Below are 20,944 nucleotides of genomic sequence, written 5' to 3' on the forward strand. Positions count from 1 at the left end.
TCGCCTCTCGCGCATCGCTTGGCGAAAAACCGGATCCACTTTTCCGCACGACGCCCGAGAGGATCCATTCACCATCCGAGCCGGCTTCCTGCTCCGGCGGACAATGGTCTGAACCAGGGGGTTGAGTTCCGTCATCGGCCGTAGAATGCTACGCGCGGGGGCTAGAAAGGATCTGCCGATGCGGGTCGTCGCCCTCGTCGCTTGCCTTGCAATCCTGGGCGCGGCCCTGCGCCCCGAGGCATCCCTGGCGCAGCCGAGCGCAGCAGCGGAGCACCGTTCCGTACCCCGAGCCGGGGGGCAGCATGCCGGACCGCAAGCGGGCGCGAGCGCCACGACGGCGCCGGCCACGACGGAAAACCTGGAGCCGCCGCCCGTGTCTCCGACGTTCTCCTCGCTCAGCCTCCTGGGCGACCATCTGCACGCGGTCCGGTGGGAGCTGGGCATCGTGGGGGCGGCCATCGTCACCGTCGGCATCAAAGACTGGGACTGGGGCAACGGCTCCGGGTTCCAGACCATCGAGGAAGGGTGGTTCTCCAAGAACACCCGCCATGGCGGCATGGACAAGATCGGCCACTCCTTTTCGACCTTCGTCATCGCCGATCTCCTGACGGACAGGATCCGGGCCAATGCATCCGATCCCACCGGCGCCCCGATCACGGCCGCGCTCGTCGCATTCGGGATCATGGGGCTGGTCGAAACCGTGGACGGGTTCACGGGCAGGCACCGCTTCTCGCGGGAGGACATCGTGGCGAACGGCGTCGGCGCGCTCTTCTCGATTTTCCGCAATACGGTTCCCGGGCTTCGGGAGAAGCTGGACTGGCGGATCATGTATACGCCCGCGAGTTTCGAGCGGCCCGGCATCACCACGGATGCGGGCATTCTCCCCCCGTATGAGCGCCAGCGGTACATCATGGCCCTGAAGGGCAGCGGGTTCGAAACGCTCAGGAACACGCCCCTGCGCTATGCCGAGCTGCATGTCGGCTTCGACGCGCGCGGCTTCGAGAGGCGGGAGCGGGAGCTCGGCTATCCGATCGAGCGCTCCTTCTATGTCGGGGTAGGGCTGAACCTCAACGAGGTCCTGTTCGGCTCCGGACCGCAGCCGAACTTCGCCCGCTACAGGGACACGCTGCCGGGCTGGGCCGTGCGCAAGACGTTCGAATACGTCCAGGTGCCGTATACGTCCGTGTACCACGAGAACCGCTTCTCGACGGTCCGCCGCGTCGGCGGGACGTTCAGGGACTAAGAGCATCGTGCCGACCTTCGGTTCCGCTCGAACGATGCGCCTTCGAGGAGAAAGCATCGGATCGATCCCAAAAGCGCAAGTCCACTTTTCCTGTCCGATGCTCTCGTCGCGGAAGCCCTGCCGGCAGCGCGGCCGACCGGTGCCGCCGTCCGCGATGGGAGAAATCCAGGCAACAAAAAAGCGCGGCCCGAAGGCCGCGCTCTCATGACTTTGCCGACAGGGCAGGGGAGACTTACTCGCCCGCGGCCTGCTGCTTCTGCTGGTCGCGCTGGGCCTTTTCGGCCTCGCGCTCGGCCTTGAGCTGCTCGGTGATGTCCTCGCCGGTCTCCTGGTTGACCACCTTCATGGAGAGACGGACCTTGCCGCGCTCGTCCATGCCGAGGAACTTGACCTTCACCTTGTCGCCTTCCTTGACCACGTCGGTGACCTTGCCGACGCGGTTCTTGGCGAGCTCCGAGATGTGGACGAGGCCGTCGCGGGAACCGAAGAAGTTCACGAAGGCGCCGAACTCCATCACCTTCACGACCGTGCCGTCGTAGATCACGTTGACCTCGGGCTCGGCCACGATGGAGCGGATCCAGTTGTAGGCCGCCTTGATCGACTTGCCGTCGGCGGACGCGATCTTGATGAGGCCGTCGTCGTTGATGTCGATCTTGGCGCCGGTCTTCTCCACGATCTCGCGGATGACCTTGCCGCCCGAACCGATGACTTCGCGGATCTTGTCGACCGGGATCTGCATGGTCTCGATGCGCGGAGCGTGCTCGCCGAGTTCGGCGCGCGGGGCGGTGAGGGCCTTGTTCATCTCCTCGAGGATGTGCGCGCGGCCTTCCTTGGCCTGATCGAGCGCGACGCGCATGATCTCCTCGGTGATGCCGGCGATCTTGATGTCCATCTGGAGCGAGGTGATGCCCTGCTCCGTGCCGGCCACCTTGAAGTCCATGTCGCCGAGATGGTCCTCGTCGCCGAGGATGTCGGACAGGACCGCGAAGCGCTCACCTTCCAGGATGAGGCCCATGGCGATGCCCGCCACCGGACGGCGCAGCGGCACGCCCGCATCCATCAGCGCCAGCGAGGCGCCGCAGACCGTGGCCATGGAGGAGGAGCCGTTGGACTCGGTGATCTCCGACACCACGCGCAGGGTGTAGGGGAACTCGTGCGACGGCGGCAGCATCGGGTGGATGGCGCGCCAGGCGAGCTTGCCGTGGCCGATCTCGCGGCGGCCGGGCGAGCCCATGCGGCCCGTCTCGCCCACGGAATAGGGCGGGAAGTTGTAGTGCAGCAGGAAGGTTTCCTTGCGGGTGCCTTCCAGCTCGTCGATGAACTGCTCGTCCTCGCCGGTGCCGAGCGTGGTCACGACCAGCGCCTGGGTCTCGCCGCGGGTGAACACGGCCGAACCGTGGGCGCGCGGCAGGACGCCGACCTCGGCCAGGATCGAGCGGACGGTGCGGACGTCGCGGCCGTCGATGCGCTGGCCCTCGTCGAGGATGTTCCAGCGCACGACCTTGGCCTGAACCTCCTTGAAGGCGGCCTTGACCTTTTCGGCGTCGAACCTGGCTTCGCCTTCGGCCGGGCAGAGCGCCTCCATCACCTTGGTCTTCACCGCGTCGACGGCGGCATAGCGGTCCTGCTTCCTGGTGATCTTGTAGGCTTCGCGCAGGTCCTTCTCTGCGATGTCGAGAACGGCCTTCTCCACGTCCGACATATCAGCCGGCTGGTAGTCGCGGGGCTCCTTGGCGGCCTTTTCGGCGAGGCGGATGATGGCCTCGATGACCGGCTGGAAGTGCTTGTGGCCGAACATCACGGCGCCGAGCATCACGTCCTCGGCCAGTTCCTTGGCCTCGGATTCCACCATCAGCACCGCGTCCGAGGTGCCGGCGACCACGAGATCCAGGGTCGAATCCGGCATCTCCTGCAGGAGGGGGTTCAGCTTGTACTGGCCGCCCACATAGCCGACGCGGGCCGCGCCCACGGGGCCCATGAAGGGCACGCCGGACAGGGTCAGGGCCGCGGAGGCGGCGACCATGGCGACGATGTCCGGATCGTTCTCGAGATCGTGCGAGAGCACGGTCACGACGACCTGCGTATCGTTACGGTAGCCGTCGGCGAAGAGGGGACGGATCGGGCGGTCGATCAGGCGGGAGACCAGGGTCTCCTTCTCGGTGGGACGGCCTTCGCGCTTGAAGTAGCCGCCCGGGATGCGGCCCGCCGCGTAGGCGCGCTCCTGATAGTTGACCGTGAGGGGGAAGAAGTCGATGCCGGCCTTCGGCTCCTTGGCCGAGACGACCGTGGCGAGAACCGTGGTCTCGCCGTAGGAGGCGACGACGGCGCCGTCGGCCTGGCGGGCCATCTTGCCCGTTTCGAGCGTGAGCTTGCGCCCACCCCAGATCAGTTCTTCGCGTTGAATGTCGAACATGCTGTTGTCTTTCGTGACATGGCGGCGGCTCGATGCCATGAGCAAGACGGCAAGAGGCTCCGCGGCCGGTCGATCCCGCCGCCGCAAGCCCCTTGCGATCCTGCCATGGTCATCGCGTCATCCGCCTCTCTTCAATGGACGCCCGGCACGCGCATCGCGCCGTCTGCGTCAGAGGCCGCCCGGAGCCGGGCCCCGGGCGGAAAGGTTCTCGAAAAGCTTAGCGGCGAATGCCGAGCCTCTCGATGAGCGTGCGGTAGCGGCCCTCGTCCTTCTTCTTGACGTAGTCGAGGAGGGAGCGGCGCTGCGACACGAGCTTCAGGAGACCACGACGGGAATGGTTGTCCTTCGTGTGGGTCTTGAAGTGGCCGGTCAGGTTGTTGATCCGCTCGGTGAGGATCGCGACCTGCACCTCGGGGGAGCCGGTGTCGCCTTCCTTCTGGGCGAATTCCTTCACGAGCGCGTTCTTGCGCTCAGCCGTAATCGACATCGCTTGTCCTTTCAGGTTGGTACTTTGAATCGACCTCGGCCCTGTGGGCCTCAAGGTCAGCTTCGCCGGAAACGGCCGGGCCGGGATGTCGTCCAGCGCGGTCTGATCTCTCGACGCATCCTGCGGGCAACGCCTGCGGGAATGGCGCGCACCATACACGAAAAGCGCGCAAGTGCTAGATAGATCGTATCGTCCGGCGGGATTGCAAGGCGCGGGAGCTCTCTTTGATCCGAAATGGGCCCGGAACAAGACCGCAAGGCTCTGGTTGACGGGTAGAGATTCCACGCCAACAGGAAGGTCCCATCATGGTCGCCACCACAGCCGATCTGTCGTCCTCGGAAACGGCCAAGAACGTCTTCATCACCGGTCTTCAGAACGCCCATTCCCTCGAGAAGGAGGCGCTTCAGATCATGAACCGGCAGATCGAGCGCATCGAGAACTATCCGGAAATGCGCCAGCTCCTCGAGCTGCATGTCCGCGAGACCGAAGGGCAGATCCGGCGCCTCGACGACATGCTGCACAATTTCGGCGAGGACCGTTCCCTGCTGAAGGACATGGCCACCCAGGTCATGGGCAACATCGCCGCCATGGCCCATGTGCCGATGGCCGACGAGATCATCAAGAACACCTTCGCCAACCACGCCTTCGAGAATTTCGAGATCGCCTCGTACAAGTCCCTGATCACCATGGCCGAGCTGACCGGCCATTCCCGGTTCGTCCCGGCGCTGGAAGAAACCCTCCGGGAGGAGGAGAAGACGGCCCAGGCCATCCGGGACCAGATCGAGATGATCACCCGCCGCTACCTGGAGCGCGAAGCCCAGGGGCTGAAGGCGGACCGGTAGGGCCGGCGCCTTTCCCTCCCCCGCGCGGGGGAGGGGCCAGGGGTGCCGGCGCCACGCCTTCACGGGCTGTCGCCCAAGCTCCCATCTCCAACTCCTCCCCACCGCAAGTCGGGTGGTTCCGACTTGCGCAAGAGATGCGGATCTCGGGCAGGCCCGAGATCCGGGGGAGGAGGGATCGCGTCGGCGCCTCAGGCCCCCAGGTTGAACACCCGGTGCGGCACCAGTTCGCCGCGCTCCACGTCGCCCACCGCCACCAGCACGCCGTTGCAGGTGGCGTAGATCTTGCCGGAGATCGGCGCCTCGCGGCCGCGCAGGATGATGGACTGGCCCCGCATCAGGCGGGCGGCCATGTCGCGGCTCACCGCAACGGACGGGATCTCGCTCAGGGCCATCTCCACCGGGCGCAGGGCCGCCGGATCGGTGGCGAGGTCGTCGACCACGACCGCGTCCTCTTCCGTGAACGGCCCGACGCGGGTGCGCCGCAGGGCCGCGATATGGCCGAGGCAGCCCAGCGCCCGGCCCAGATCCCGGGCGATGGCGCGCACATAGGTGCCCTTGCCGCAATCCGCCTCGATCACGGAGCGGTCGCCCTCGTGATGCACCAGGGTGAGCCGGTCGATCTCGACCGTGCGCGGCTGCAGCTCCACCACCTCGCCGTCCCGGGCGAGATCGTAGGCGCGCTCGCCCTGGATCTTGATGGCGGAAAAGCGCGGCGGCACCTGCTGGATGGAGCCGGTGAAGCGGGGCAGCAGCGCCTCGATGCTGGTGGGATCCGGCACCTTGTCGGTCCGCTCGACCACCTCGCCCTCGGTATCGTCCGTGTTGGTCTCCGCGCCCCAGGCCACGGTGAAGACGTAGGATTTGCGCCCGTCCATGACGAAGGGCACGGTTTTCGTGGCCTCGCCGAGGGCGATCGGCAGGATGCCCGAGGCCAGCGGGTCGAGGGTGCCCGCGTGTCCGGCCTTCTTGGCCGAGAGGCTGCGCTTGACCACCGCGACCGCATGGGTCGAGGTCATGCCGACGCCCTTGTCGAGGATGATCCACCCATTGACGTCGCGCTTCTTCGGGCGGTCGGGCCGGGGCCCCCGCTGCGGTCGTTCTTCGGTCATGAAGCCTACTCGTCGTTGTCGTCGTCGGAGGTGTCGGGCCTGGCCGTGTCGCGGGCCACCTTGTCGGAGCGCAGCAGCGCGTCGATCCGGGCGGCCTCGTCGAAGCTCTCATCGCGCAGGAAGCGCAGGTCGGGCGCATATTTCAGGTTCACCCGGCGGGCGACCTCCTGGCGCAGCACCTTCTTGTTCTTGTCGAGGGCGCGGAGCACGGCGTCCTCGTCGCGCCCGCCGAGCGGCATGACGAAGGCCGTGGCGAGCTTGAGGTCGGGGGTCATGCGCACCTCGGGGATCGTGATGACGTTCCTCGTCAGCACGTCGTCCTGCAGGTCGCCCCGGGAGAGAACCTCGGCCAGGGCGTGGCGCACGAGCTCGGCCACGCGCTGCTGACGTTGGGAAGGGCCGGCGGTTTGTTCGAAACGTTTAGCCATTGTCACTTTCCGGGGTCGAACCGGACCATCCAAAAGGGGTCATGGCCGGGAGCGACCCGGCCATGATGATAAGTTGGGAATGGGGAAAGAGATCCGAAGCGCGCCTTACAGCGTCCGCTTCACCTCTTCCACGCGGTAGCACTCGATGATGTCGCCGGCGCGCATGTCCTGGTAGTTCTCGAAGGCCATGCCGCAATCCTGACCCGAGGTGACCTCGCGGGCATCGTCCTTGAAGCGCTTGAGCTGGGACAGCTTGCCTTCGTGGATGACCACGTTGTCGCGGATGAGGCGGACATGGGCGCCGCGCTGGACCACGCCGTCGAGGACGCGGCAACCCGCGACCTTGCCGACCTTGGACACGTTGAACACCTCGAGGACCTGGGCCTCGCCGAGCCGCTCCTCGCGGAGCGTCGGGGCGAGAAGCCCGGACATCGCCGCCTTCACGTCATCCACGAGGTCGTAGATGATGTTGTAGTAGCGGATTTCGATGCCGGCCCGCTCGGCCGCCTCGCGCGCTTCCTTGTGGGCACGCACGTTGAAGCCGAGGATGATGGCGCCGGAGGCCTCCGCCAGGGTGACGTCGGATTCCGAGATGCCGCCGACGCCCGCCTGGATGACCCGGGCCCCGACTTCCTCGTTGCCGGCCTTCTCCAGGGCGCCGACGATCGCTTCCGCCGAGCCCTGCACGTCCGCTCGGACCACGAGCGGGAACTCCTTGCGGCCCGCTCCGGCCTTGAGGTCGCGCATCATGTCCGCCAGCGTGCGGCCGGCCGAGCCCATGCGGGCCGCCTGACGCTCGCGCTTCTGACGGGCGCGGTACTCGGTGATCTCGCGGGCACGGGCCTCGGACTCGACGACCGCGACGCGGTCGCCGGCTTCCGGGGTGCCGTTGAAGCCCAGGATCTCGACCGGGACGGAGGGACCTGCCTCCTTCACGTTGGCGCCGAGATCGCTGACGAGGGCGCGCACGCGGCCCCACTCCGCGCCGGCGACGACGATGTCGCCCGTGTGGAGCGTTCCGCGCTGGACCAGCACGGTGGCGACCGGTCCGCGGCCGCGATCGAGCTTCGCCTCGATGACGGTGCCCTCGGCCGAGCGCTCCGGATTGGCGCGCAGGTCGAGGATTTCGGCCTGGAGCTGCAAGCCTTCGAGCAGGCTGTCGAGGCCCTGGCCGGTCTTGGCCGAGACTTCGAACTCGAGGGTCTCGCCGCCCATGGACTCGACCACGATCGAGTGCTGGAGCAGCTCGGTGCGGACCCGCTGCGGGTTGGCGTCGGGCTTGTCGACCTTGTTGATCGCCACGATGATCGGAACGCCTGCCGCCTGGGCGTGGGTGATCGCCTCGACGGTCTGGGGCATGACGCCGTCATCGGCCGCCACGACCAGCACCACGATGTCCGTCACCTTGGCGCCGCGGGCGCGCATAGCCGTGAAGGCCGCGTGGCCGGGCGTGTCGATGAAGGTGATCTTGCCGCCGAGCGGCGAGGTCACCTGATAGGCGCCGATGTGCTGCGTGATGCCGCCGGCCTCGCCCGAGACCACGTTGGTCTTGCGGATCGAGTCGAGCAGCGAGGTCTTGCCGTGGTCGACGTGACCCATGATGGTCACGACCGGCGGACGGGCGACGAGGTTCTCGTCCACGTCCGGCGTGTCGAACAGGCCTTCCTCCACGTCCGATTCCGCGACGCGCTTCACCGTGTGGCCGAGTTCCTCGGCCACGATCTGGGCGGTGTCGGCGTCGATCACGTCCGTGATCTTGTGCATCTGTCCCTGCTTCATCAGGAACTTGATCACGTCCACGGCGCGCTCCGACATGCGGTTGGCGAGCTCCTGGATGGTGATCGTCTCCGGAATCGTCACCTCGCGGGCGATCTTTTCCTTCTGCTCCACCTGACGGTGGCCCATGAGACGCTGATTGCGGCGCCGGAAGGCGGCGAGCGAGCGGGTGCGCTCCTCCTCGCCGGAGGTCGCATTGGCCAGGGTCAGACGGCCGCGGCGTTTTTCCTCGCCGGGAGCCACCTTGGGGGTCTTCGGCAGGGCCGCGGGCTTGGCGCCGGGGCCGGGACGCCGAACGGTGCGTGCACCCTCCTCGTCGTCCACTTCGACCGCGCGGGCAGCGACGGGCGGGGCCGGACGCGCATTGGGCTTGGCGGTTGCCGGATCGGGCGCGGGCGGCGGGGGAGCCGGACGCGCCATGTGGTTCAGGCTCGGGGGACGACGTCCATCCGTGCCGCCGGTGACGCGGGGACCGCCGAAGCCGCCGGGACGGGAACCGCCCGAGGCGCCGGGGCCGCCGGTGCGCGGACCGCCTTCGCGGGCCGGACGCGGTCCGGCGCCGTCGCGGGCAGGGCGGGGGCCGGCGCCGGGTCCGCCACTCCGTCCGGCGGGAGCCGGACCGGTGTTCTGGCGGGCGGGAGCAGGGCTCGCGGCGGCCGGAGCGGAGGCCTTGCCGAGACGGCGGCGTGCCTCGTCCTCGGCGCGGCGCTTGCGCTCCTCTTCCTGCCGGCGGCGCTCGTCTTCCTCGCGCTTGCGGGCCTCGGCCGCTTCGCGCTCCTGCGCTTCCGCAGCTTCGCGCTCGGCGCGGCGCTTGGCTTCCTCTTCCTGGCGCCTGCGATCGTCCTCTTCGCGGCGACGGGCATCCGCGAGCGCATTGGCGCGGGCGTCGCGCTCCTGGTCGGAGAGGGTGCGCAGCACCACGCCGGAACGCTGGGCGTTCGACGCGGATCCGCCGGAGCGGGAAGGACGGCCTTGAGCCGGCGCGGGGGCGGCCGGCTTCGGTGCGGCAGGGGCCGCATTCTGCTGCTGCTGCTGAGGCGCGGGCCGCTCGTCCTTGCCTCCGCCCGGTCCAACGGCCGGGCGACGCTTCACCGTCTCGACCACGACCGCCTTCGAGCGACCATGGGAGAAGCTCTGGCGAACCACGCCTTGCTCGACGGGCCGCTTCAGTGAAAGCGTCTTGGACGACACATGCAGCGTCTTGTCGCCCGGGTTTTTCGTATCATTCATTCGGCTCAGATCCGTCCGGTTCCATAATCGTGTGTACGCCGGCCCCACCTTTGGGGTCAGCCTGATCGGCATCGCTTCCGCAATAGGTACGATAACGGTGCCATCGGTTCAGAAAGCCGTCGCTTCCAGCGCCCGCGACGAGGGCAGCATGTATCACATGTGACCGGCCTAATGCCAAACTCAATTCGTCGTTTGACAGCTCTTGGATGACCGGAAAGCCTGATATTGCGTCGCCGAGGCGTTTTCGCAACTGGTTAGCGAGCTTTCTTCGCCCATCTTCGGCCGCTTCTGCGGCATGAATAAGGGCGACGAGGGGCTTTTCGGCGATTGCCGCTTCGACTTTTTCGAAACCGGTGATCACCGCGCCCGCCTTGTTGGCGAGCGACAGACTCTGGCGCAGATCCTCCCGAAGAGCCCGGCCGATGTCCTCGGCAAGGGTGTCGGGAGCCTTGACCTCCGCCTTGAAGGCGCGGGCGAAGAGGCGGCGCCTGACCGCCTCCTCGACCAGGCCGGAACGGGCCGTGACCCATACGCCCCGGCCCGGGAGCTTGTGTTTCAGGTCGGGAAAGACCTGGCGGTCAGGCCCGAGGACGAACCGGATCAGCCCCGCGGACGGCTGAGCCGTGCGGGTGACGATGCAGGTGCGCTCCGGTTCTTGCCGCGCCAAGGGTGCTGTCCTCGCCTGACCATGGCCGGTTTAGGACGGCTGGGCCTCGGTTTCGGCCTCTTCGGCCGAATCCTCGGTCTCCACGGTCTCTTCGGGGGCCTCGATCCAGCCCGCCTTGACGCGGGCGGCCATGATCATGGCCTCCGCTTCCGTGCGGGAGACGTCGAAGCCGTCCAGGGCTCCCTTGTACCGGGTCGCCTCCTGGCCGCGGCCTTCCGTCCAGCCGGCGAGGTCGTCGGTGGCGCAGCCGGCCAGATCCTCGACCGTCTTGATGTCGTTCTCGCCGAAGGCGACCAGCATGGCGGTGGTGACGCCGTCGATCTCCTTCAGCTCGTCCGACACGCCGAGCTCCTGGCGGCGGGCCTCGTTCTCCGACTCGATGCGGGTCAGGTATTCCTGGGCGCGCTCCTGGATCTCGCGGGCGGTGTCCTCGTCGAAGCCCTCGATCGAGGCCACTTCGGCGGAATCCACGTAGGCGAGCTCCTCCACGGTGCGGAAGCCTTCCGCCGCGAGGAGCTGGCCCACGACCTCGTCCACGTCGAGGGCGTTCATGAACAGCTCGGTGCGCTCGGCGAACTCCTTCTGGCGGCGCTCGGATTCCTCGGCCTCGGTCAGGATGTCGATGTCCCAGCCGGTGAGCTGCGACGCCAGGCGCACGTTCTGGCCGCGGCGGCCGATGGCGAGCGAGAGCTGGTCGTCGGGCACCACCACCTCGATGCGGTCGGCCTCCTCGTCGAGCACCACCTTGACCACTTCCGCGGGCTGGAGCGCGTTGACGATGAAGGTCGCCTGATCGGGGGACCAGGGGATGATGTCGATCTTCTCGCCCTGGAGCTCGCCCACCACCGCCTGGACGCGGGAGCCGCGCATGCCGACGCAGGCGCCGACCGGGTCGATGGAGGAATCGCGCGAGGTCACGGCGATCTTGGCGCGGGAGCCCGGATCGCGGGCGACCGCCTGCACGGTGACGATGCCGTCGTAGATTTCCGGCACCTCCTGGGCGAAGAGCTTCGCCATGAACTGCGGATGCGTGCGCGACAGGAAGATCTGCGGCCCGCGCGCTTCGCGGCGCACGTCGAAGAGATAGGCGCGGATGCGGTCGCCGGGGCGGAACGTCTCGCGCGGGATCAGCTCGTCGCGGCGCACGATGGCCTCGCCGCGGCCGAGATCGACGATCACGTTGCCGTATTCGACGCGCTTGACGGCGCCGTTCACGACCTCGCCGATGCGGTCCTTGTATTCCTGGTACTGACGGTCGCGCTCGGCGTCGCGCACCTTCTGCACGATCACCTGCTTGGCCGACTGGGCCGCGATGCGGCCGAAATCGAAGGGCGGCAGGGTCTCGGAGATGGCGTCGCCCACCTGAGCGGCGGGGTTGCGCTTGCGGGCCTCGGAGAGGGCGATCTCGCGGGAGTCGTTCTCCAGGGCGGCATCGTCCACCACGAGGAGGTGCCGGGACAGGCGCAGCTCGCCGGTCTTCGGGTTGATCTCCGCGTGGACGTCCGTCTCCGCCCCGTAGCGGGAGCGGGCGGCCTTGGCGATGGCATCCGCCATGGCGTCCAGCACGATCTGCTTGTCGATCACCTTCTCGCGCGCGACCGCATCGGCGATCTGCAAGAGCTCAAGCCTGTTGGCGCTGATTGCCATCGAGGTCACTCCTTCTCGGACTTCCGGTCCTGCGGGCCGTCTGCATCGGGCAGGGACTCCGCATCCATGTCATCGGTATCTTCGTCTTCTTCGGTTTCGTCGTCCGCCACCGGCGCCGTTCCCCGGCGCAGCGATTCGCGGATCAAGTCGTCGGTCAGGACGAGGCGGGCCTCGCCCAGATCGGTCAGGGGAAGGCGCGCCAGGCGCTCCTCGCCTTCCTTCACGTCCGGCAGCTCGACGAGGGCGACGTCGCCCTCCACGCCCCGGATGAAGCCGCGGAAGCGCTTGCGGCCGGCCACCGGCACGGCCATCTCGATCTTCGCCTCGTAGCCGCTCCAGCGCTCGAAGTCGCTGGCGCGGACGAGCGGGCGGTCGATCCCGGGGGACGAGATTTCGAGATGATACGCCTGCGGGATCGGATCTTCGAGATCCAGCACCGGCGAAATCGCCCGGCTCACGGCCTCGCAATCGGTCACCGACATGGAGCCGTCGGGCCGTTCGGCCATGATCTGCACGGTGCAGCCGTTGGTGTTGGTGATCTTCACCCGCACCAGGTTGTAGCCGAGATCCTCGATCACGGGCTCGACGATGGCCGCCACCCGGGCTGCCGCGCCGTTCTCCGTGATCAGACGCCTGTCGCGTTCGTTCGCCATGATTGTCCGTAAAGCCAGATCCGCCAGTCTCTCGTCGCAGACTCCGGCCGTGAAGCAATAAAAAAGAGCGGACCCGGCGGGGCCCACTCTCATGAGCAGCTTAACGCTGCAACCAGAGCTGACATCAGGAATATACGCGTTCAAGCCCGAAAAAGCAAGACTCGCGTTCCCGGACGACTGCCGTAGCGGCACGCCCCGACCGTGGCGGCTCCGTCCGGCCTGTGCTAAAGCATCGGACAGGAAAAGTGGACTTGCACTTTTGGGATCCATCCGATGCGTTCTCCTTAACGAAGAGCATCGTTTCGGCGGAAAACCGGATCCGCTTTTCGCTGGCGCGGACCTTCGGTTCCGCACGATGCTCTGGTGAAGCGTCGCTTGGGTGAGCAGGGCCTTGAGGTTTTTCCGCATTCTCCTCGTCGTCGCCGTGCCGGTGGCCGCAGCGCTCGCCGCCTGGCTCCTCGTCCGCCCGCCGGAGGTGACCGTCGTGTCCCCGGGCCGCGGCGAGGCCGCCGAGATCGTCTATGCCACAGGCGTCGTGGAGCCGCGGAGCTGGGCCAAGGTCGCACCCCTCCTGCGCGAGCGGATCGTCGAACTCTGCAATTGCGAGGGGGAATCGGTGGAGCGCGGCGCGGTGCTGGCCCGCCTCGACAGCGGCCAGCCCGAGGCCGCCCTCGCGGAGCTGCGGGCCCGGCAGCGCTTCGCCCGGACGGAATACGAGAGGATCGCGGCCCTCGTGGAGCGCAGGGTCGCCAGCGAGCAGGCGCTCGACCGCGCCCGCAGCGAGCTGGGACAGATCGAAGCGCTCATCGCGGGCCAGCAGACGCGGCTCGAATCCTACGTCCTGCGGGCGCCGATGAACGGCATCGTCCTGCGCCAGGACGGGGAGGTGGGCGAGATCGCCGACACCGGAACGGTCCTGTTCTGGGTCGGGGAGCCCAAGCCCCTGCTGGTGGAGGCGGACGTGAACGAGGAGGACATCCCGCGCGTCGCCGTCGGCCAGCGCGCCGTTCTCAAGGCTGACGCCTTTCCCGGCCAGGTGCTGGAGGCGGTGGTGGATTCCATCACCCCCAAGGGGGATCCGGTCGCCAAGACCTATCGCGTGCGCCTCGCCCTGCCCGACGCGACGCCCCTGCGCATCGGGATGACCGTGGAGGTGAACATCATCGTGCGCGTCTCGTCCGACGGGGTTCTCGTGCCCACCAACGTCCTGCGCGGAAACGCCCTTTTCGTGATGGAGGACGGCGTCGCCCGGCGCCGGGAGGTCGAACTCGGCATCCGCGGGGCCAGCAACACGCAGGTCCTGTCCGGCCTCGGCGAGGCCGACCGGGTGATCGCCCCGTTCCCGGACAATCTCGCCGACGGGGCGAAGGTGGCGGAAAAGAAGGGATGAGGTGACATGCGCCTCATCCTCGAGCTCGCCCTGACCCACATCGCCGGACGCGGACGCCAGACCGTGGTGGCGATCCTGGGCGTGGCCCTGGGCGTCGGCTTCTCCATCGCCATGGCGGCGCTGATGCAGGGCACCGAGGAGGACTTCGTCGCCCAGCTCGTGGACACCATGCCCCATGTGCAGATCACCGACGAGCGCCGCGCTCCCCGGCGGCAGCCGGCCGAGGAGCTCTTTCCGGTCACGAGCTTCAGCGGCCTGCGGCCGAAGGAGGACCGCCGCGGCATCCTCAACCCCACCGCCGTCACCGCCTCCCTGCGGGCCTGGATTCCCGGCCGCATGGCCCAGAGCCTGCGCACCCAGGGGGTCGTGCGCTATGCGGGGCGGGACGTGGGCGTGTCCATCATCGGCATCGATCCGGAGGTCGAGGCCACGGTCTCCTCCGTGGCCGGCGATTTCAGGCAGGGCAGCTTCGACGCGCTGCGCGCCGGGGGCAACAACATCGTGGTGGGCGACAGCCTCGCGCAGCGGCTCGGCGCGACCGTGGGCACCACGATCCAGGTGGTGGCGCCCACGGGCCAGTCCCGCGGGTTCCGGATCGTCGGCCTGTTCCACACCGGCAACAACGCCCGCGACGAGGGCGAGACCTACGTCCTGCTCAAGAGCGCGCAGATCCTCAGCGAACGTCCCAACACGATCAACGACATCCGCCTGCGCCTGGACGATCCGGAGGCCGCTCCCCGGGTCGCGCGCCAGGCCGAGGCCGAGATCGGCTACAAGGCGGTTCCCTGGCAGGAGGCCAACGAATCGCTCCTCGAAGCCTTGGTGGTGCGCAACGTGGTCATGTACACGGTGGTGGGCGCGATCCTGCTCGTGGCCGGCTTCGGGATCTTCAACATCATCTCCACCATCACCCACGAGAAGGCCCGGGACATCGCGATCCTGAAATCCCTCGGCTTCACCGAGAGCAACATGCGCCGGCTGTTCCTGGTGGAGGGGCTGGCCCTGGGCCTCGCCGGCTCCCTGGTGGGCTGGCTGATCGGCTTTCTCCTGTGCTTCGCCCTGTCGCAGGTGCGGTTCGAGCTGTCGGGCGCGGGCGTCGGGCGCGAGATGACCCATCTGCCCCTCGTCTGGAGCCTGTGGCACTATCTCATCGCTGCGGGCTTCGCGCTGCTGTCGGCCGGGGTCGCCGGCTATCTCCCGGCCCGGCAGGCGGCGCGGCTCAATCCCGTGGACATCATCCGGGGCGCCACATGAGCCCGCTGATCGAAGCCTCGAACCTCACCCGCATCCTGCCCGCCACCGTGCCGGTGACCCTGGTGCGGGACGTGTCGCTCGCCGTCGGCGAGCGGGAATTCGTCGCGATCACCGGCCCCTCCGGCTCCGGTAAGTCCTCGCTCCTCTACCTCCTCGGCCTGCTCGACCGTCCGACCGGCGGAATCCTGAGGGTCGCCGGTCAGGACACGGCGCCCATGGACGACCGGGCCCTGGCGCGGCTGCGGCTGGATCTCCTGGGCTTCGTGTTCCAGTTCCATTTCCTGCTGCCGGAATTCACCGTGCTGCGGAACGTGGAGCTGCCCATGCGCAAGGCCGGGCGCCTGTCGGGACCCCGGATGCGCGAGCGGGCGGCCGGGCTCCTGGAGGATCTCGGCCTCGCCGGCCATCTCGACAAGCGGCCCGACCAGCTCTCGGGCGGCCAGCGCCAGAGAGTCGCGGTGGCGCGGGCCCTCGCCAACGACCCGCGGGTGGTCCTGGCCGACGAGCCGACCGGGAGCCTCGACACCAGGAGCTCCGAACAGGTGTTCGGCATCCTCCAGGACCTGGTGCGCAAGCACGGCAAGACGGTGATCGCCGTGACCCACGACATGGACATCGCGGCACGGGTGGACCGGCGCATTCATCTCGTGGACGGGGCGGTGGTGAGCGACGAGCGCCAGGCGCAGGCGGCGGTCTGAAAGGGTCAGCGCCGCACGAAGGTGAGGTAGCTCGGCACGCGGCCTTCGCGGATCGCCTTGGCCTCGTAGCGGGTGCCGGGCCAGCCCTCGTAGGGCTTGCGCCAGTCGTCCGGGCGCTCGGCGGTCCATTCGAAATCGGGAGAACGCAGCGCGCGGGCCAGGACCCAGCCGATATAGTTGTCGATGTCGCTGGCGAAGCGCAGCTCCGCTCCCGGGCGCATCACCCGGGCCAGCTCGGCGAGGGTTTCGTCGGAGACGAGGCGCCGCTTGCGCTGGCGGCGCTTGGGCCAGGGATCGGGATAGAGGATGTAGACCCGGTCGAAGCTGGCGTCGGGCAGGGTGGGGAGGAGGTCGGTGACGTCCTCGTCCCAGACGCGGACATTGCCGAGCTTCTCGTGATCGACCACGGCGAGAAGCTTCGCCATCCCGTTCAGGAAGGGCTCGCAGCCGATGAAGTTGACGTGCCTGTGGGCGCGGGCCTGGGCGGCGAGGTGCTCGCCGCCGCCGAAGCCGATTTCAAGCCAGGTCTCGCGCGGCTCGCCGCTCCCGAACATCTCGGCGGGCGGCCGGCCCGGAACCACCCGCAGGGCGGGGAGAAGGTTCTGGACGAGCTCGTCCTGGCCGGCGCGCAGCCTCTTTCCCTTCCGGCGCCCGAAGAAGGCGCCGGCGCGTTCGGAGGCTGCGTTCATGGCGGTCAGGCCAGGGCGGACTTGAGGGCGTCCGCGAGGTCCGTCCGCTCCCAGGAGAAGCCGCCGTCGGCTTCCGGCTTCCGGCCGAAATGGCCATAGGCCGCGGTGCGGGCATAGATCGGCTTGTTGAGGCCGAGATGGGTGCGGATGCCGCGGGGCGACAGGTCCATGGCGTCCATGAGGATCGCTTCCAGCTTGCCCTCGTCCACCTTGCCGGTGTCGTGCAGGTCCACGTAGATCGACAGGGGCTTGGCCACGCCGATGGCATAGGAGAGCTGCAGGGTGCAGCGGTCGGCGAGACCGGCCGCGACCACGTTCTTGGCGAGGTAGCGGGCGGCGTAGGCCGCCGAACGGTCCACCTTGGTCGGGTCCTTGCCGGAGAACGCGCCGCCGCCGTGCGGAGCCGCGCCGCCGTAGGTGTCGACGATGATCTTGCGGCCGGTGAGGCCGCAATCGCCGTCCGGTCCGCCGATCACGAACTTGCCGGTGGGGTTCACGTGCCAGACGGTCTCGGCCGAGACCCAGCCTTCCGGCAGGGTCTGGCGGATGTAGGGCTCGACGATCTCGCGCACGTCGTCGGAGGAGAGGTTCTCGTCCAGGTGCTGGGTCGAAAGCACGATCTGGGTCGCCGCGACGGGCTTGCCGTTCTGGTAGCGGACCGTCACCTGGCTCTTGGCGTCCGGGCCGAGGACGGCGGCGCCGTTAGCCTTGGCCTTGCGGGCCTGGGTCAGGTTCTCGAGGATCTTGTGCGCGTAATAGATCGGCGCCGGCATGAGCTCGGGGGTCTCGTTGCAGGCATAGCCGAACATGATGCCCTGGTCGCCCGCGCCCTCATCCTTGTTGCCGGCGGCGTCCACGCCCTGGGCGATATGCGCCGACTGGGCATGAAGATACACGGCCACGTCGGCGTTCTTCCAGTGGAAGCCTTCCTGCTCGTAGCCGATGTCCTTGATCGCGTCGCGGGCGAGCTCGATCACCCGGTCCTTGGTGATGGATTCAGGGCCGCGCACCTCGCCGGCGATGACGACGCGGTTGGTGGTGGCGAGCGTTTCGCAGGCCACGCGAGCTTCCGGTTCGGCCGCCAGATAGGCATCCACCACCGCATCGGAGATACGGTCGCAAACCTTGTCCGGATGACCTTCGGAAACCGACTCGCTCGTGAAAAGATAGCTCGAACGGCGCACGATGAAGATTCCTTTGAGACGATGCGGAGGCTGTGCCAGGGGCTGCGGAGCCGAAGGCTACATAATGACGGCACTGCTCATGCCGCAGGCAAAAGGAAAGGTCAAGCGAACGTGTTCGTTATGCCGAACGTTCTTCGTCTTCCTGGGCGGCCAAGCTGGCGACGAGCTGGACGATGCTTTTCCGGACCCGGGCGCTCTTGATGCTGGTGAAGGTCCTGATCAGCTGGAGGCCCTCGGGGGTCGACATGACCTCGGAGATGTAGGGGGGAGATTCCTCCTCGGAGAACCCCGCATCGCTCTTGATGCTCTTGATCCCGTTGAAGAAGAAGTGGATGTCGACTCCCAGGATCTTGGCGATGTCCACGAGGCGCGAGACGCTGATCCGGTTGGTGCCCTTCTCGTATTTCTGGACCTGCTGGAAGGTCAGGCCGAGCATGTCGCCGAGCTTTTCCTGGCTCATGCCGATGGAAATGCGACGCATGCGCACCCTGCTGCCGATTTCCTTGTCGATGGAGCCGGTCGACTTCTTCATCAGTGCGAAATTCCTTGGCGAGTCTGACTTAGCGGAAGGATCAGGTCCGTTGGGCAGGGGGCGATCGGCGCCGGCGGCGCACGACTGCCGCCATTAAGCAGATCACAAGCGTGGCCGTCAAAACAAACCTGCCGTGCCGGTTGTAAACGGTGGCGGAAATCGCGGTCGGCAGGCCCGCGTCGAGAACGCCTTCAACCCCGAGTGGCAGCTTCCCGGTCACCCGTCCGAAGGGATCGACCACCGCGGAAATGCCGGTATTCGCCGCCCTGACCAGGGGCAGCCCCTCCTCCACCGCCCGCAGGCGGGCTTGGGCGAAGTGCTGGTAGGGGCCGGGCGTCTGCCCGAACCAGGCATCGTTGGTCACGTTGAGGATGAGGCTGGGACGGGGGCCGTCCGGCAGGACCTCGCCCGGGAAGATCGCCTCGTAGCAGATTGTCGCAGCCATCGGCGGCAGGCCCGGCACACTGAGCGTCGTCCGGCGCTCGCCCGGCTCGAACCCGCCCGGAATATGCACGAACTGGCGCAGGCCCGCGGCCCGGATCAGGGTATCGAGAAACCGGGGCACGTATTCCCCGAACGGCACCAGATGGACCTTGTCGTAGGAGCCGAGGATCGTTCCCTGCCCGTCGATCACCTGGATGGCGTTGAAGAACTTGCCGACCGCCTCTCCGGGCAGCGGGTCGTCCATGCGCGCGGCCCCGGTGACCAGAACCGAGCCGGGCTCGAGCAGCGCCCCGATCTGGGCCAGCGACGCCGGATCCCGATGCAGCAGGAAGGGAAAGGCTGATTCCGGCCAGACGATGTGGGTCGCGGCGCTGTGGTCCCGGCCGTCGCGTCCCGGGGCGGCGCTGATCCGCAGATAGCGCTGCATGATGGCGTCGCGGTTGCGCGGGTTGAACTTGGCGTCCTGCGGCAGGTTCGGCTGCATGATGCGCAGCCGCACGTTCTCGACCGTCGCGAGCGGCGCGGACGGCACCCGCCAGAGGCCGAACACGGCGAGCCCGGCGAGCATCGCCGCCGCCAGGGCCGGTGCGGTCCAGCGGTCGCGGAGGGTGCGCCCCGTCCCCAGAAGGGCCGGAGCGGCGCCGATTCCCACGGCCAGCACGGTCAGCCCGTAGAGGCCCACGACCGAGGCCGCCTGCATGAGCCAGAGGTGCTGGCCCAGCGCCATGCCGGGGCTGTTCCAGGGAAAGCCGGTGAAGAGATGGCCGCGCAGGATCTCGCTGACCGTCAGGGCGAAGGCGAAGGCGAGGATCCGCGCGGCGCCCGGCGTCCAGAGCAGCTGGGCGAGACCGAAGCCGAAGGCCGGGAAGAAGGCGAGGAGCGCCGGCAGGCCGAGCACCCCGAACGGCATGGCCCAGGCGAACTGGTCCGCCTCTACCAGGAAGGCCGCCCCGAGCCACCACAGGCCGGCGACGAAATAGCCGAAGCCCCAGAACCAGCCGGCGAGGGCCGCGGACCGGAGGCGCGCGCCCCGGGACGGCCCGGCCTTGCCGGCGCCGTCGAGCAGCCAGACGGCGGGAGCCAGGGAGAGGGCGAGGGCCGGCAGGATGCCGAAGGGCGGCAGGCTGAGCGCGCCGACGGCGCCGGCCAGAAAGGCGACGAGCCAGCGCCGCCATCCCTGCGCGAGGATCACGCGATCCGCGATGGCGGTCATTCGGCGGCGGTGCTCTCGGACGTGAAGGGCCGCTTGTCGATCTCGGTCGTGGTGTCCGGCGCGACCGCCACCTTCCGGCGGTAGATGCGCAGGCGCTTCACCCGGCGGGGATCGGCGTCCAGAACCTCGAATTCCAGGTTGCCGGGGCCGATGATCAGCTCGTTGCGGGAAGGCACCCGTCCGGCGAGGGTGACGATGAAGCCGCCCAGCGTGTCGATGTCCTCCGCGCTGTCCTCGGCGGTCAGGTCGACCCCGAGAATCTCCTTCACCTCGTCCAGGCTCGCCCGGGCATCGGCGATGAAGGTGTCGTCCGCGCCCTGCACGATGGTGAGCTCGACGTCGTCGTCGTGCTCGTCCTCGATGTCGCCGACCACCATCTCCACCAGGTCCTCGATGGAGACGAGGCCGTCCGTGCCGCCGTATTCGTCGATCACCAGGGCCATGTGGGTCCGGGTCGCCTGCATGCGCACGAGGAGGTCGATCGCCGGCATGGAGCGGGGCACGAACAGGACCGGGCGCAGGATATTGGCGGAGGCCAGGGTCTTCATCAGGTCGACCTGGCCCAGATTCGGCAGGGGCGCATCGGGGCTGACGGAAGCCCCGGCGCTCATGGCGATGAAATCCAGGAAGTCGCGGATGTGCACCATGCCCTTGGGATCGTCGAGGGTCTCGCCGTAGACCGGCAGGCGCGAATGGCCCGCGGTCCGGAACAGCTTGAGCAGGTCGCCCAGGGTGGTGTCCGCGGCCACGGCCACGATGTCGGCCCGGGGGACCATCGCGTCCTCCACCCGGATCCGGTGGAAGCCGAGGACGTTCTTGAGCATCGCCCTCTCCTGGGGCGAGAAATCCGCATCCTCGACGGCTTCCGCGAGGGCATCCTCGAGATCGCTTCGGATGGAATCGCGAGCCTTCAGGCCGAACCGGGTGAGAACCCGGTCATACCAGTGGTCGCGGAGGCCCTCGGTATCCGCGAGGGTGCGGGTAGGTCGGTCGTTGGGACTTCGGTCTTCGTTCATCGGTGTTGATTTTCAGCCGTCGGCGTCAG

At 68.1% G+C, this 20,944-nt stretch carries 18 protein-coding genes; 5 read left to right on the plus strand and 13 right to left on the minus strand.

Annotation, left to right across the window (positions count from 1 at the left end):
* The first annotated feature begins 178 nt into the window (after positions 1 to 178).
* Entirely contained in the window at positions 179 to 1,243 is a 1,065-nt protein-coding gene (locus tag LGR44_RS06245) for a DUF2279 domain-containing protein (RefSeq protein WP_226738418.1), read from the plus strand.
* A 232-nt stretch (positions 1,244 to 1,475) separates the two neighbouring features.
* Here LGR44_RS06245 and pnp read toward each other — a convergent pair whose 3' ends face one another.
* Together pnp and rpsO are read right to left on the minus strand one after the other, a co-directional pair.
* On the minus strand, positions 1,476 to 3,656 hold the full coding sequence (gene pnp, locus LGR44_RS06250) for a polyribonucleotide nucleotidyltransferase (RefSeq protein WP_226738420.1): 2,181 nt from the start codon (positions 3,654 to 3,656) through the stop codon (positions 1,476 to 1,478).
* Positions 3,657 to 3,873: 217 nt separating this feature from the next.
* Entirely contained in the window at positions 3,874 to 4,143 is a 270-nt protein-coding gene (gene rpsO / locus LGR44_RS06255) for a 30S ribosomal protein S15 (RefSeq protein WP_226738422.1), read from the minus strand.
* A 305-nt stretch (positions 4,144 to 4,448) separates the two neighbouring features.
* Between rpsO and LGR44_RS06260 the strand changes: the two genes are divergently transcribed.
* Complete coding sequence (locus tag LGR44_RS06260) at positions 4,449 to 4,985, plus strand: ferritin-like domain-containing protein (RefSeq protein WP_226738424.1); 537 nt, start codon at positions 4,449 to 4,451, stop codon at positions 4,983 to 4,985.
* Between the two features lie 188 nt (positions 4,986 to 5,173).
* Here the strand turns inward: LGR44_RS06260 and truB are convergent, their stop codons facing one another.
* The 6 genes from truB to rimP form a co-directional block, all read right to left on the minus strand.
* On the minus strand, positions 5,174 to 6,094 hold the full coding sequence (gene truB, locus LGR44_RS06265) for a tRNA pseudouridine(55) synthase TruB (RefSeq protein ID WP_226738426.1): 921 nt from the start codon (positions 6,092 to 6,094) through the stop codon (positions 5,174 to 5,176).
* A gap of 5 nt (positions 6,095 to 6,099) precedes the next feature.
* Entirely contained in the window at positions 6,100 to 6,522 is a 423-nt protein-coding gene (rbfA, locus tag LGR44_RS06270; protein ID WP_226738429.1) for a 30S ribosome-binding factor RbfA, read from the minus strand.
* Positions 6,523 to 6,627: 105 nt separating this feature from the next.
* Entirely contained in the window at positions 6,628 to 9,528 is a 2,901-nt protein-coding gene (gene infB / locus LGR44_RS06275) for a translation initiation factor IF-2 (RefSeq protein WP_226738431.1), read from the minus strand.
* Positions 9,521 to 10,195: an RNA-binding protein gene (locus LGR44_RS06280; protein WP_226738433.1), complete on the minus strand. Its 675-nt coding sequence runs from the start codon at positions 10,193 to 10,195 to the stop codon at positions 9,521 to 9,523. The genes infB and LGR44_RS06280 overlap by 8 nt, the downstream gene beginning before the upstream one ends.
* A 30-nt stretch (positions 10,196 to 10,225) precedes the next feature.
* The gene (gene nusA / locus LGR44_RS06285) at positions 10,226 to 11,842 is read right to left on the minus strand and encodes a transcription termination factor NusA (RefSeq protein ID WP_226738435.1); all 1,617 of its coding nucleotides are present in this window, start codon (positions 11,840 to 11,842) and stop codon (positions 10,226 to 10,228) included.
* Positions 11,843 to 11,847: 5 nt separating this feature from the next.
* Complete coding sequence (gene rimP, locus LGR44_RS06290) at positions 11,848 to 12,495, minus strand: ribosome maturation factor RimP (protein WP_226738437.1); 648 nt, start codon at positions 12,493 to 12,495, stop codon at positions 11,848 to 11,850.
* Positions 12,496 to 12,886: 391 nt separating this feature from the next.
* On the opposite strand from rimP, the gene LGR44_RS06295 reads away from it, so the two are divergent.
* Genes LGR44_RS06295 through LGR44_RS06305 form a run of 3 tightly spaced genes read left to right on the plus strand, consistent with a single transcriptional unit; the run spans position 12,887 to position 15,837 of the window.
* Positions 12,887 to 13,885 carry an efflux RND transporter periplasmic adaptor subunit gene (locus LGR44_RS06295; RefSeq protein ID WP_264196372.1) on the plus strand — a complete coding sequence of 333 codons (999 nt, stop codon included), beginning with the start codon at positions 12,887 to 12,889 and terminating at the stop codon, positions 13,883 to 13,885.
* A gap of 6 nt (positions 13,886 to 13,891) precedes the next feature.
* Positions 13,892 to 15,139, plus strand: a complete 1,248-nt coding sequence (locus LGR44_RS06300; RefSeq protein ID WP_226738439.1) for an ABC transporter permease — start codon at positions 13,892 to 13,894, stop codon at positions 15,137 to 15,139.
* On the plus strand, positions 15,136 to 15,837 hold the full coding sequence (locus LGR44_RS06305; RefSeq protein ID WP_226738441.1) for an ABC transporter ATP-binding protein: 702 nt from the start codon (positions 15,136 to 15,138) through the stop codon (positions 15,835 to 15,837). The genes LGR44_RS06300 and LGR44_RS06305 overlap by 4 nt, the downstream gene beginning before the upstream one ends.
* Positions 15,838 to 15,842: 5 nt before the next feature.
* Here the strand turns inward: LGR44_RS06305 and trmB are convergent, their stop codons facing one another.
* From trmB to LGR44_RS06330, 5 genes are all read right to left on the minus strand, one after another.
* Complete coding sequence (gene trmB, locus LGR44_RS06310; protein ID WP_226738443.1) at positions 15,843 to 16,526, minus strand: tRNA (guanine(46)-N(7))-methyltransferase TrmB; 684 nt, start codon at positions 16,524 to 16,526, stop codon at positions 15,843 to 15,845.
* Between the two features lie 5 nt (positions 16,527 to 16,531).
* The gene (gene metK / locus LGR44_RS06315; protein ID WP_226738445.1) at positions 16,532 to 17,710 is read right to left on the minus strand and encodes a methionine adenosyltransferase; all 1,179 of its coding nucleotides are present in this window, start codon (positions 17,708 to 17,710) and stop codon (positions 16,532 to 16,534) included.
* 118 nt (positions 17,711 to 17,828) lie between these two features.
* On the minus strand, positions 17,829 to 18,242 hold the full coding sequence (locus LGR44_RS06320) for a helix-turn-helix domain-containing protein (protein ID WP_226738447.1): 414 nt from the start codon (positions 18,240 to 18,242) through the stop codon (positions 17,829 to 17,831).
* Positions 18,243 to 18,282: 40 nt separating this feature from the next.
* Entirely contained in the window at positions 18,283 to 19,899 is a 1,617-nt protein-coding gene (lnt, locus tag LGR44_RS06325) for an apolipoprotein N-acyltransferase (RefSeq protein ID WP_226738449.1), read from the minus strand.
* Complete coding sequence (locus tag LGR44_RS06330; protein ID WP_226738451.1) at positions 19,896 to 20,915, minus strand: hemolysin family protein; 1,020 nt, start codon at positions 20,913 to 20,915, stop codon at positions 19,896 to 19,898. The genes lnt and LGR44_RS06330 overlap by 4 nt, the downstream gene beginning before the upstream one ends.
* Positions 20,916 to 20,944: the final 29 nt, after the last annotated feature.

The sequence above is a fragment of the Microvirga lenta genome, assembly GCF_020532555.1.
In the GTDB taxonomy this organism is placed as follows: domain Bacteria; phylum Pseudomonadota; class Alphaproteobacteria; order Rhizobiales; family Beijerinckiaceae; genus Microvirga; species Microvirga lenta.